This window comes from Micromonospora sp. MGP-C2 (assembly GCF_057766525.1).
This window is the reverse complement of sequence record NZ_JBYMEN010000002.1, coordinates 37,573-51,486: the sequence shown is the minus strand read 5'-3', so window position 1 is coordinate 51,486 and position 13,914 is coordinate 37,573. Positions and strand designations below refer to the sequence as shown.

2 protein-coding genes and 2 pseudogenes are annotated in these 13,914 nt (G+C 73.8%); all 4 read right to left on the bottom strand.

What is annotated here, in order from left to right:
* Positions 1–36 precede the first annotated feature (36 nt).
* Positions 37–795, bottom strand: coding sequence for a thioesterase II family protein (locus AC3CF1_RS00055; protein WP_282102593.1), 759 nt, complete (start codon positions 793–795; stop codon positions 37–39).
* Between the two features lie 27 nt (positions 796–822).
* Positions 823–1,440, bottom strand: a pseudogene (locus AC3CF1_RS00050) (alpha/beta fold hydrolase); the annotation flags it as partial.
* Positions 1,441–1,737: 297 nt separating this feature from the next.
* Positions 1,738–4,646, bottom strand: a pseudogene (locus tag AC3CF1_RS00045) (type I polyketide synthase); the annotation flags it as partial.
* 37 nt (positions 4,647–4,683) lie between these two features.
* Entirely contained in the window at positions 4,684–13,887 is a 9,204-nt protein-coding gene (locus AC3CF1_RS00040) for a type I polyketide synthase (RefSeq protein ID WP_488452021.1), read from the bottom strand.
* Positions 13,888–13,914: the final 27 nt, after the last annotated feature.

Below are 13,914 nucleotides of genomic sequence, written 5' to 3'. Positions count from 1 at the left end.
TCCGGAAGTCTCGGACTGGTCGGGCCGCCGTTGCCGTCAGCCTGCCGTCAGGCGATCCACAATGGTCTCCAGTATGTCCGTCTGGTGGTTGTTCAGGTAGAAGTGACCACCCCTATAAACTTTCATGGCGTAGGGGCCCGTCGTGTGCGTCCGCCAGGAGTCGGCCTCGTCCACGGTGACCTTCGGGTCCGAATCGCCGGTCATCACCGTGATCGGGCAGGACAGTGGCGGGCCGGGTCGGTACACATAGGTCTCCGCGGCCTTGTAGTCGTTGCGGATCGCCCCGATGATCATGCGGATCAGCTCGTCGTCGTCGAGCAGTTTGCCCTCGGTGCCGTTGAGCCGGCGCATCTCCGCGATCAGGCCGTTGTCACCCAGCTGGTGGATGTGCTCGTCGCGGTGCCGCGAGGGCGCACGCCGCCCGGAGGCGAACAGGTGCTTCAGGACGATGCCGTCCTCCTCGAGGAGCCGGGCCACCTCGAAGGCGACCGAGGCGCCCATGCTGTGGCCGAACAGGGCGATCGGGCGGTCGGCGAGCGTGGCGACCTGCTCGGCGACCCTGGCGGCCAGGCCGTGAACGGTGTCGATGCAGGGCTCGGCGCGACGGTCCTGCCGGCCGGGGTACTGCACCGCGAACACCTCGACGCCGGTCAGGGCGCGCGAGACCGGGTGATAGTAACTGGCCGAGCCGCCGGCGTGCGGTAGGCAGACCAGACGCACCGGCGCGTCCGGCTTCGGGTGGAACCGGCGCAGCCACAGGCTGGTGTCGACAGTGCTGGTCGTCGTGATGGTCATGTCGGGTCTCCGTTCACGAAAGTCAGGTCAGAGGGTCGCGGTCAGCCAGTCGTGCACTGTCTGCGCGGTGCGGTCGACCTGGTCGCCGACCATGGTGAAGTGGTTGCCGGTGGCGTCGGCCACGGTGTGCGGGTGCTGCCAGGACGGCCGCCAGTCGCGGTCGTCCGGCACCGTGCCGAGGGGCTCACCGGCGCGGACCAGCAGGGTCGGTGCGCTGGTGGGCAGCGGCTCGAAGTCGCCGTAGTGACGCACGTAGGACGCCCAGGCGAGATACCGCTGATCGGCCACGCCGGCGTCGTCCAGGTCCAGGCCGTCGAGCAGTTCGGGTATCCACCGGCCGAGCACCGCGTCGGCCGGCGGGTAGGAGTCGAGCAGCACCACGGCGGCCGGACCGACGCCCTCGGCCTCCAGCTCGGCGGCGAGGGCGTTGGCGACCAGGCCGCCGGCCGAGTGTCCGAGCAGGATGAACGGCTCGGCGCCGACGTCCGCGCGGATCGCCCGGACCTGGAGGCGCAGCGCGGCGGCCAGGTCGGCGGGGGCCGGCTCGTCCTCCTGGTAACCGGGGTTGACCAGGGCGGAGATCTGGTACCGACCGCGCAGGGCGCCGGCCAGCCGGGCGTACTCCTGCGGCCCGGCCATCAGCGAGGTGGTGCAGCAGGCGATGATCCGTGGGCCGCCGCCGTCCTCGGCCAGGCGCGCCAGAGCGGGTACGGCCACCCGCCCCTCGTCCACGTCGGCCGCGGTGAAGCTCGGCCGGTACTCGGCCAGCCGCATCAGCAGTGTCGTGAACTCGTGCAGGTCGTCGCGGTGCCGCGCCTGCCGGAACATCACGTCCAGCGTGGGGGCCGGTGAGGCCGCGGTCGTCCCGGCCATCTCCGCCATCAGGTGCCGGGCCAGCCGGTCCGGGTCCTGGTGGGCGAAGAGCAGACCGGGGGCCAGGGTGAGACCGGTGGCGGCGCTGAGACGGTGGCGGATCTCCTGCGCGATCACCGAGTCGACGCCGAGTTCGAGGAAGTCTCGCCCGGGCCGGATGGACTCGATGCCGGAGTAGCCGAGCATCTCGGCGGTCTCCTGCCGGATGAGGTCGCGGACCTCCTCGAACGCGGAGTCCCGCGACAGGACCGGCGCCGACGAGACGGCCGGCGGCTGCTCGGCGGGTGCCGCGGCGGTCGGCATCGCGACCGGTTCCAGCGCCGGCCAGTAGTGCTGCCGCTGGAACGGGTAGGTGGGCAGGTCGACCCGCGTGGTCCCGGGCAGCAGCGCCGCCCAGTCCAGTCGTACGCCCCGGCAGTGCAGTCGGGCGAGCGCGGTGACCAGGGCCTCGACCCCGTCGCGTGACTGCGCGGCGACGAACAGCGGGGCGTTGTCCCGGTCGGCGCCCTCGACGCAGTCGGCGCCCAGTGGGGTGAGCACCGCGTCCGGGCCGATCTCCAGGTAGGCGCTGACGCCCCGCTCGTGCAGAGCCCGGATGCCGTCCGCGAAGCGCACTGTGGCGCGGATCTGGTCCACCCAGTAGTCGGTGCCGAACTTGGCGACGTCGCCGGTGACCGTGGAGATGACCGGGATGCGGGCGGGCGCGTGGGTCAGCCCGCCGATGGCCTGGGCGAAGTCCGCGGTCATCGGCGCCATCAGCGGCGAGTGCAGGGCGTGACCCACGTCCAGCGTCCGGGTCTTGCCGAACCGGGCGACGACCTGCTCGACCGCCTCCGCCGCACCGGCCACCACCACCGACTTCGGCCCGTTCACCGCGGCGACGGACACCACCGCCTCGTGGCCGGTGAGCGCCTCGCGGACCTCCGCCTCCGTTGCCCGGACCGCGACCATCACGCCACCGGCCGGGAGTGCCTGGATGAGCCGCCCCGTGCCGCGACGAGCGCCGCCGCGTCGGGCAGCGACAGCACCCCGGCCACGTGCGCCGCCGCGATCTCCCCGGTGGAGTGGCCGATGAGCTGATCCGGCACCACTCCGAACGACGTGACCAGGCGGTACAGCGCGACCTCGACGGCGAACAGCGCCGCCTGGGCGTACCCGGTCCGCTGCAGCGCCGCCTCGTCGTCGAGGATCACCTCCCGGATCGACCGGTCCAGGTGGACGTCGAGTTCGGCGCACACCGCGTCGAACGCCTCGGCGTACACCGGGAAGGTGGCGTACAGGTCCCGGCCCGTACCGGCCCGCTGGGCGCCCTGGCCGGAGAAGACGAAGGCCACCTGCGGCCGGGCGGTCGCGAGGTCGCCCGGGTCGGTCCCGTCGGCGATCCGCGTCAGCGCCGCGGTCAGGCTGTCCGTCCCGGTGCCGACCGCCACCGCCCGGTACTCGAAGTGCGACCGGGTGACAGCGAGCGAGCCGGCCACGTCGGCCGGGTCCAGGCCGGGGTGCTCCCTCAGGTGGTCGAGCAGTTGTGCCGCCTGGGCCCGGAGCCCGGCGGGCTCGCGGGCCGACACCGGCCAGGCCAGGACGTCGTGCGTCGCACGGGTCCCCGGGGTGGCGAGCCGGTCCTCTTCCTCCGCCGGTTGTTCGAGGATCACGTGGGCGTTGGTGCCGCTGACCCCGAACGAGGAGACGGCGGCGCGACGCGGCCGACCCGTGGTGGGCCACGGGCGCGCCGAGGTGAGCAGTTCGACGGCTCCGGCGGACCAGTCCACCTGCGGGGTGGGCCGATCGACGTGCAGGGTGGCCGGCAGGACACCGTGGCGCATCGCCTGGACCATCTTGATGATGCCGGTGACCCCGGCGGCGGCCTGGGTGTGGCCGATGTTGGACTTGATCGAGCCGAGCCACACCGGCTGGTCGGCCGGCCGGTCCTGGCCGTACGTGGCCAGCAGCGCCTGCGCCTCGATCGGGTCACCCAGCCGGGTGCCGGTGCCGTGCGCCTCCACCACGTCGACGTCGGCCGCGGTGAGCCGGGCGTTGGCCAGCGCGGTCCGGATCACCCGCTGCTGGGCGGGGCCGTTCGGGGCGGTCAGGCCACTGGACGCGCCGTCCTGGTTGACAGCGCTGCCGCGCAGCACGGCGAGCACCGGATGGCCGTTGCGGCGGGCGTCGGACAGCCGTTCCAGCAGGACCATCGCGGCGCCCTCGCCCCAACCGGTGCCGTCGGCGGCGGCGGCGAACGACTTGCAGCGGCCGTTGGTGGCGAGCCCACCCTGCCGGGAGAACTCGACGAACACCGATGGGGTGGCCATCACCGCGACGCCGCCGGCCAGCGCCAGACTGCACTCGCCGTCGCGCAGGGACTGGGCGGCGAGATGCACCGCGACCAGCGACGACGAGCAGGCGGTGTCCACTGTGAGCGCCGGCCCCTCCAGGCCGAACGTGTACGAGATCCGCCCGGAGACCACGCTCGCCGAGTTGCCGGTGCCGAGGTGCCCGTCGAAGCCCTGCGCCAGGGCGGCGACCAGCACGCCGGTGTAGTCCTGGTTGTTGGTGCCGGCGAAGACGCCGGTGCGGCTGCCCCGGGCGGTGGCCCGGTCGATCCCGGCCCGCTCGAAGGTCTCCCAAGCGGTCTCCAGGAGCAGCCTCTGCTGCGGGTCCATGGCGATCGCCTCGCGCGGCGAGATACCGAAGAAGCCGGGATCGAAGTCACCCGCGTCGTAGAGGAACGCGCCGGCGCCGGCGGTGCTGAGCTCGGACAGGGCACCCAGGTCCCAGCCCCGGTCGGGCGGGAACTCGCCGATCGCGTCCCGGCCGTCGGTCACCAGGTCCCAGAGCTGCTCGGGGCCGCGGATCCCGCCGGGCAGCCGGCAGCCCATCGAGACGATCGCGATCGGCTCGGGCGCGGGCGGGGCCGCCGGGACGGCGTTGCGCTGCTTCAGCCGCTTGTTGTCGGCGAGCGCCGCACGCAGCGCCGCCACCACCTCGTCGTAACTCGTGGCCATCGTTTACTCCCCGTCAGCTCTCGGTGCCGTCGAGGGCGAGGCGGACCAGCTCGCTGACATCGAGCTCGGCCAGGTCCTCACCGTCGTCATCGGTGGCCGGCGGCGCATCCGGCGCCTCCGGCCCGGTCTGTGCCAGGCCGAGCAGGGTGTCCAGCAGGCCGGCCGCGCGCAGCCGCTCCACCGGGATCCGGGACAGGACCTGCCGGACCTGCTGCTCCTCCGGGTCCCCGCCCGCCTCCGGGCCGGCCAACTGGTCGAGGACGTGCTCGGCCAGGACCAGCGGTGACGGGTAGTCGAAGATCAGCGTCGCGGGCAACGGCAGGCCGAGGTCGGCGGAGAGCGCGTTGCGCAGCTCCACCCCGGTCAGCGAGTCGAAGCCGAGTTCCAGGAACCCGCGGTCGACGTCGACGCCGCCGGGGGCGGTGTGCCCCAGCACGGTGGCCGCGTTCTTGCGGATCAGGTCGAGCACGACCCGTTCCCGCTCGGCTGCCGGCAGGCCGGTCAGACTGCGGCGCAACGCGTCGGCGTCGGCCGCGCTCTCGGCGCCCGGCGCGGCGGCGGTGAGCGCCGCCCGCGCCTCGTCGATCTCGTCCAGCAGCCGGCCGGAGCGGACCGCCTGGAACGGCAACGCGAACCGGGCCCAGTCGACGTCGGCGACGGCGAGCGCCACCTCGCGGTCGTCGATGGCGGCGGCGAGCGCCTCGATCGCCGACTCCGGGTTCATCACCGGCAGGCCACGGCGGCGCAACTGCTCCTGGGCTGGTCCTTCGGCCATGCCACCGTCGCCCCACGGACCCCAGGCCACCGCGGTACCGGCGAGGCCGCGACCCCGCCGGGCCTCGGCGAGGGCATCGAGGTACGCGTTGGCGGCCGCGTACGCACCCTGGCCGCCGCTGCCCCAGATCCCCGCGATGGAGGAGAAGAGCACGAACGCGTCGAGCGGCCGTTCGCCGAGCAGCGCGTCCAGGTGCACCGCACCGGCGATCTTGGCGCGGACCACGGAGGCAAACTCGTCCAGATCGGTGTCCCGCAGCGATCCGGGGGTGCCGATGCCGGCGGCGTGCACCACAGCGGTCAGCGGCAGGTCGGCGGGAACACGGTCAAGCACGCCGGCCAGGGCGTCCCGGTCGGCGACATCGCAGGCCTCGACGGTGACCCGGGCGCCGAGCGCGGTCAGCTCGCCGGTCAGTTCGGCCACCCCGGGTGCGTCGGCGCCCCGGCGGCTGAGCAGGAGCAGGTGCTCGGCTCCTCGTTCGGCGAGCAGCCGCGCGACCCGCCCGCCCAGCGCTCCGGTGCCACCTGTAATCAGGACCGTGCCGCGCGGACGCCACTGCGGACCCGGTGTCGTGCTGCGCGGGTGGCGGACCAGTCGGCGACCGAAGATCGCCGAGGCGCGGACCGCCACCTGGTCCTCACCGCCTCCGGCGCCGGCACCGGCCAGCACGGCGCATAGCCGTGAGCCGGCGCGGTCGTCGAGCAGGGGTGGCAGGTCGACCAGACCGGCCCACAGTCGGGGCTGTTCCAGGGCGGCGACCCGGCCGAGGCCCCAGACCTGCGCCTGGGCGGGCGCGGCGACCCGCTCCGAGCCGCCGATCGCGACGGCGCCGCGGGTCACGCTCCACACCGGAGCGGTGGCGCCGAGCTGGTCGAGGGCCTGGACCAGCGTCACCGTTCCGGCGACGCCTCTGGTGAGGATCGGGTGCGTGGGGTGCGGCTCCTGGTCGAGGGCGAGCAGGGACAGGATGCCGTGCACCGGGCCGTGTTCGTCGAGGGCCGCGCCGAGTCGCGCGGCGGTGCCGGCCCGGGTCAGGTCGGCCGGTGTCAGCGTGACGGTTCCGGTCGCCGCGCCGTGTCGGCGCAGCACGGCGGCGAGTTCCGCCGTGGGGTGCTCCGGGGTGCTGACCAGCAGCCAGGTGCCGGTCAGGGTGGGCGTCCCGGTCGAGGACAGGGGGCGCCAGCGTACGCCGTAGCGCCACCCGTCGATCGTGGAGCTGCGCCGGGCCTGCCGCCGCCAGTCGGAGAGTGCCCGGACGACCGCCGGGAGGGTGGCGTCGGGCGGCAGGGCGAGTTCGGCGCCGATGCCGTCGAGGTCCGCGCGTTCGATGCGGTCCCACAGGTGCTCGTCGTTGTCGGCGGTGGGCCGGGCCCAGGAGACCGAACCGGGCCAGTAGTGCTGCCGTTGGAAGGCGTAGGTGGGCAGGTCGACCCGGCGCGCTCCGGGGTGCAGAGCCGCCCAGTCCACCGCGACGCCCCGGACGTGAAGCTGGGCGAGCGCGGTGCGCAGGGCGGTGGGCTGGTCCCGGTCGGCGCGTTGCACCGGCACGAACACCGCGTCGGTCACGCAGTCCGCGCCCATCGCCGACAGCACACCGTCCGGGCCGATCTCCACGAACGTGCTGACGCCCGCGCCTTCCAGGGTGGCGATGCCGTCGGCGAAGCGGACCGCCTCCCGCACGTGCCGCACCCAGTACGCGGCGTCCTGCGTCGCACCGATCTGCCCGGTCACGTTCGAGACGACCGGAATCCGCGGAGACGCGTAGGTCAACGTCTCCGCAACCTGTGCGAACTCCGCCAGCATCGGCTCCATCAACACCGAGTGGAACGCGTGAGAAACCTTGAGCCGCTTCGACTTCTCAAAGTGCGCGGCCACGGATGCCACCTCGTCGGCGGCACCGGACAGCACCACCGAGCGAGGGCCATTGACCGCCGCCACGGACACCCCGTCGACCAGCAGCGGCAGCACCTCCGCCTCGGTGGCCCGCACCGCGACCATCACGCCACCGGCGGGCAACGCCTGCATCAGGCGACCCCGCGCGGCAACCAGCTTCGCCGCGTCGGCCAGCGACAACACCCCGGCGACATGCGCGGCGGCGATCTCACCGATCGAGTGCCCCACCAGATAGTCGGGGGTGGCACCCACCAGGCGGTACAGCGCGACCTCGACAGCGAACAACGCGGCCTGCGTGTAGACCGTCTGGTCCAGCTCACCGCCGTCGGCGATCACCGCCCGCAGCGGACGGTCCAGATGCAGATCCAGCTCCGCGCAGGCCGCGTCGAACGCCTCGGCGAACACGGGGTACGTGGCGGCCAGTTCCAAGCCCATGCCCGGGCGCTGCGACCCCTGCCCGGAGAACACGAACGCCGTCCTGCCCCGCACCACCGAACCGGTGATCGGAGCCGGTGATCCGGCGGCCACCGCCGCCAGCTCTGCACGCCCGAACACCGCGGCCCGGTGCCGGTGCTGGGTACGGGTGGTGGCGAGGGAGAAACCGACGTCGTACGGGTCCAGCCCCGGGTGCTCGTCCAGGTGGGCGAGCAACCGCCCGGCCTGGTCGCGCAACCCCTCCTCGGTCCGCGAGCTGAGCAGCCACGTGGCTGGGCGCTGCGGGTTCGTGGCGGGGGCGGCGGTCGCGGGGGCCGGGTCGCCCTCCAGCACGACGTGGGCGTTCGTGCCGCTGATACCGAACGACGACACCGCGGCCCGGCGCGGCCCGGCGCCCTCCCACGGCAGGGACCGGTCGAGCAGCGCTACCGCACCGGACTCCCAGTCCACCTCGGCGCTCGGCTGGTCCACGTGCAGCGTCCGGGGCAGCACCCCGTACCGCATCGCCTGGATCACCTTGATCACACCGGCGACACCGGCGGCGGCCTGGGTGTGGCCGATGTTCGACTTGATCGAGCCGAGCCGCAGCGGGCGGTCCGCCGGTCGGTGCTGCCCGTACGTGGCGAGCAGCGCCTGGGCCTCGATCGGGTCGCCGAGCCGGGTGCCGGTGCCGTGCGCCTCCACCAGGTCCACCTCGGAGGGTCGCAGGCCCGCGTCGGCGAGCGCAGCCCGGATCACCCGTTGCTGGGCGGGGCCATTGGGGGCGGTCAACCCGTTCGACGCGCCGTCCTGGTTGATCGCGCTACCGCGTACCGTGGCGAGGATCTGGTGGCCCGCAGTCAGCGCCGCGGATCGGCGCTCGAGCAGCAGCATGCCCGCGCCCTCGCCCCAGCCGGTGCCGTCGGCGCCGTCGGCGAACGCCTTGCAGCGGCCGTCGGCGGCGAGCCCGCGCTGGCGGCTGAACTCGACGAACCGGCCCGGGGTGGCCATCACCGTGACGCCGCCGGCCAGCGCCTGGCGGCACTCGCCCTGGCGCAGCGACTGGGCGGCGAGGTGCAGCGCGACCAGCGACGACGAGCAGGCGGTGTCGATGGTGACGGCCGGTCCCTCCAGGCCGAGCGCGTAGGAGATCCGGCCGGACGCGACACTGCCGGCGTTGCCGGTCATGGTGTGCCCCTCGACGCCCTCCGTGGAGCCGTAGAGCAGGGCGCCGTAGTCCTGGCCGTTCGAGCCGACGAAGACGCCGACCTGCTCGCCGCGGGCGGTCGACGGGTCGATGCCGGCGTGCTCGAAGGCCTCCCAGGCGGTCTCCAGAAGGAGCCGCTGCTGCGGGTCCATGGCCAGAGCCTCACGCGGGGAGATGCCGAAGAACTCGGGATCGAACGCGGCGGCGCCGTAGAGGAAGCCGCCCTCGCGCACGTAGCTGGTGCCGGCGTTGTCCGGGTCGGCGTCGTAGACGCTGTCGACGTCCCAGCCGCGGTCGGCGGGGAACGTGGAGATCGCGTCCACCTCGTCGTGCACGAGCTGCCACAGCTGGTCCGGGTTGTCCGCACCGCCGGGGAAGCGGCACGACATGCCCACCACGACGATCGGGTCGTCCTGGTCGACGGCGGTGGAGGCGTCCGGGCCGGCATCCGGCTCGGCGTCACCGTCGGCCCCTCCGGCGAGCAGACCGCCGAGGTGGGCGCCGAGGGCGAGGGCGGTCGGATGGTCGAAGATCAGGGTGGCGGGCAGCCGCAGGCCGATGGCCGCGCCGAGCGCGTTGCGCAGTTCGACAGCGGTGAGGGAGTCGAACCCGAGGTCACGGAAGGCGCGCTCCGGTTCCACGCCGTCCGCGCCGGAGTGGCCGAGGACCGCCGCGGCGTGCCCGCGGACCAGCTCGACCAGCGCTGCGGCACGGTCCCGGGCGGTCATCGACAGCAGCCGCCGGGTCAGGTCGCCGGACGGGTCGGTGCCGGTGCTCCCTGCGGCTTCCCAGAGGGTGGCGAGGGTGGGGTTGGGGCGAACCGCGGTGAAGGTGGGGGCGAACCGCTCCCAGTCCACGTCGGTCAGGGCCAGGGCCGGCTCACCGGCGCCGATCGCGGCGGCGAGGCCGGTGAGGGCCAGCGCCGGGTCCATCGCGCCCAGGCCGCCCCGGCTGAGCCGCTCCCGGCGTACGGCCTCCTCGGCGAGGCCACCGTCGCCCCAGCGGCCCCAGGCGATCGAGGTGGCCGGCAGGCCGGCGGTGGCCCGCTGCTCGGCCAGGGCGTCGAGGTACGCGTTCGCGGCGGCGTACGCGCCCTGCCCGGCGTTGCCGAGGGTGCCGGACAGCGACGAGAACAGCACGAACGCGGTCAGGTCCCGGTCCCGGGTGAGGTCGTGCAGGTGCTGGGCGGCGACGGCCTTCGGGGCGAGCACCCGCTCGATCCGGTCCCGGTCGAGGCTGCCGAGCGTGCCGTCGTCCAGGACGGCGGCGGTGTGGAAGACGGAGGTCAGGTCCGGCAGGCCGTCGATCAGGGTGCGCAGTGCGTCCCGGTCGACGATGTCGCAGGCGGTGATGGTGACGCGGGCGCCGGCCTGCTCCAACTCGGCGCGCAGGTCGTCGGCGCCAGGGGCGTCCGGGCCTCGGCGGCTGGTGAGCACCAGGTGCTCGGCGCCGTTGCGGGCCAGCCAGCGGGCCGTGTGCGCGCCGATCGCGCCGGTGCCGCCGGTGACCAGTGCGGTGCCCGACGGCGACCACCCGGGAGTGGTGCCCTGCGGGGCGCGGGTCAGCCGGCGGGTGTAGAGGCCCGAGGCGCGGACGGCGAACTGGTCCTCGTCGTCGCCGGCGGTGAGTGCCGCGACGAGCCGGGCGGCCGACCGGGGGTCGGGCTGCGCCGGCAGGTCGATCAGGCCACCCCAGCGGTGCGGCTCTTCCAGTGCGACGACCCGGCCGAAGCCCCAGAGCGCTGCCTGCGTGGGTGCCGGGGCGGCGTCGGAACGGCCGACCCGGACTCCGGAGCGGGTGGCGAGCCAGAGCGGGGCGGTGATGCCCGCGTCCGCGAGACCGTGCAGCACTGTGGACGCGTCGTGCACCGCGCCAGCGGCCTCGGCGGCGGGCAGGGAGAACAGGGACAGCACTCCGTCGACGGGTGTCGCGCCGATGGAGGCGTTGACCGCGTCGGTGAGGGCGCTCCGGTCGATCGGGCCGGGAGCGATGGCCACCGGTACGACCCGGGCGCCGGCCTGCGCGAGGGCGTCCTCGGCGGCGTCCGACCAGGGTTCGCCGGTTGGGCGCAGGACCAGCCAGGTGCCGGTGAGGGTGTTCTCGGTCGGGGTGGTCCTGGTCTGCCAGGTGACCCGGTACCGCCAGTCGTCGAGGGTGTGGTGCTCGTGCTTGCGGCGGCGCCAGGCGGTGAGGGCGGGCAGCAGCTCGCCACCGTCGCCGGTGATGCCCAGCGGGGTGAGGTCGCCGTTCTCGACGGCCTGCCAGAACTCGCTGTCCACCGGGTCGGCCGCGCTGATCGCGCCGCCACGGGTGGGCCAGTAACGCTCGTGCTGGAACGGGTACGTCGGCAGGTCCACGACCCGGGTGGCCGCGATGATGGTGCTCCAGTCGACCGGCGCGCCCCGCACCCACGCCTCGGCCAACGACCGTACGACCTGCTCGGGGCCGCCCGCGTCACGGCGCAGCGTGCCGATGGTGGTGGCCTCGGTCGCCCCGGCGAGCACCGGGTGAGCGCTGACCTCGATGAAGATCCGGTGCCCGGCGGCCTGCGCCGCCTCGACCGCCAGATCGAGGCGCACCGGTTGGCGCAGGTTCCGATACCAGTAGCCGGCGTCCATCTGGCCGCCGTCCTCCACCGTGGAGAACACCGGCACCGCACCGGGTTGCGCTCGCACCCCGTCGAGGAGACGCGCCAGTTCCGTTTCCACGGGCTCGACCAGAGCGCAGTGCGAGGCGTAGTCCACCTTGACCCGCTTCGCCCGCACCCCGGCCGCCTCCGCAGCCGCCAGGAACGCATCCAGGTCAGCACCGGCCACGGCGACACTGGTCGGACCATTGACCACCGCGACACTCACACCCTCGGTCAACAACGGGGTGACTACGTCCAGACCGGCGTTGACCGACACCATCCCACCACTGCCCGCGATCGACAGCAGCGCTTTGCTGCGCAACGCCACGACCTTCGCCGCGTCACTGAGCGACAGCACCCCGGCGACGCAGGCCGCCGCGATCTCCCCCTGCGAATGACCGATCACCGCATCCGGAGTCACACCCTTCGCCCGCCACACCTCCGCCAGGGACACGTGCACCGCCCACAACACCGGCTGCACCACGTCCACCCGCTCCAACGGATCGTCGGACCGCAAGACCTCCAGCAGGTTCCAGTCCACGAACGGATCCAGCGCCGCGGCGCACTCCGCGATCCGCGCCGCGAACACCGGCTCCGCATCCAACAACCCAGTGGCCATGCCGACCCACTGCGAACCCTGACCGGGGAAGACGAACACCACGCCCGAGTCCGGGTGGGCCGAACCGGAGACCACCGAGGCCGACGGCAGGCCGTCCCGGAGGGCGGACAGGCCCGCAGAGTGGTCCGGGCCGAGCACGACCGCCCGGTGGCTCCACACCGACCGGGTGGACAGCAGCGAGTACGCCACCGCGCCCGGATCCACCGTCACCCGCGACAACCGATCCGCCTGCCCGCGCAGCGCCTCCGGCGCCGCCGCCGACAACAGCCACGGCACATCCGGCGCCGTCACGACCGGCTCGTCGACCGGCGCGGCCGGCGCCTCCTCGATGATCACGTGCGCGTTCGTGCCGGACACCCCGAACGACGACACCCCCGCCCGGCGGGGACGCTCCCCCGCCGCCCACGGGCGCGGTGCCGTCAGCAGCTCCACCGCACCGTCGGACCAGTCCACCTGCGGCGTCGGCTCGTCCACGTGCAGAGTCCGCGGCAACGTCTCATGACGCAGCGCCTCGACCATCTTGATGATCCCGGCGACGCCGGCGGCGGCCTGTGTGTGCCCGATGTTCGACTTCACCGACCCCAACCACAACGGCTGGTCCGCCGGGCGCTCCCGGCCGTAGGTGGCAAGCAGTGCCTGCGCCTCGATCGGGTCGCCCAGCCGGGTGCCGGTCCCGTGCGCCTCCACCACGTCGACGTCCGCCGCCGAGAGCCGGGCGTCGACCAGCGCCGCCTGGATCACCCGCTGCTGCGACGGCCCGTTCGGGGCGGTCAGCCCATTGGACGCACCGTCCTGGTTGACAGCGCTGCCGCGTACCACGGCGAGGACCGGATGCCCGTTGCGCTGGGCCTCGGACAGCCGCTCCAGCAGCAGCACACCGGCGCCCTCGGCGAAGCCGGTGCCGTCGGCGGCACCGGCGAAGGCCTTGCAACGGCCGTCGGCGGCCAGGCCGCGCTGACGGGAGAAGCCGACGAACAGCGACGGGGTCGCCATCACTGTCACACCGCCGGCCAGCGCGAGCGAGCACTCACCGGCCCGCAGCGCCTGCGCCGCCAGGTGCAGCGCGACCAGCGACGACGAGCAGGCCGTGTCGACGGTGACCGCCGGCCCCTCCAGGCCCAGCGAGTACGACACCCGGCCGGAGATCACCGCACCCGCGTTGCCGGTGGCGAGGTAACCCTCCAGGCCCTCGGACGCACCCATCAGCATGGCCGCGTAGTCCGAGCCGTTGGTGCCCGCGAACACGCCGGTCGGCGACCCGGACAGCGACGCCGGGTCGATGCCGGCCCGCTCGATGGCCTCCCACGACACCTCCAGCAGGAGCCGCTGCGCCGGGTCCATCGCCAGTGCCTCGCGCGGGCTGATCCCGAAGAAGCCGGCGTCGAAGTCACCCGCCCCGCTGAGGAACCCGCCCTCGGCGGCGTACGACGTCCCGGGGTTGTCCGGGTCGGGGTCGAACAGCGCCTCGGTGTCCCAGCCCCGGTCGGCCGGGAACGGCGTGATGCCGTCCCCGTCCGCCGCGACGAGGTTCCACAGTGACTCCGGGGAGTCCACGCCACCGGGGAACCGGCAGCCCACACCAATGATCGCGATCGGTTCGTCGGCGCGTACCTCCAGGTGCCGGATACGCTCCTGGGCGGTTTCCAGGTCGGCGGTGACCCGCTTGAGGAAGTAGCGCAACCGCTCTTCGTTGGCCATCGGTGGTCT

Coding starts and splice junctions, on each gene's coding strand:
- AC3CF1_RS00055 (WP_282102593.1), bottom strand. CDS start 795: ATGACCATCACGACGACCAGCACTGTCGACACCAGCCTGTGGCTGCGC.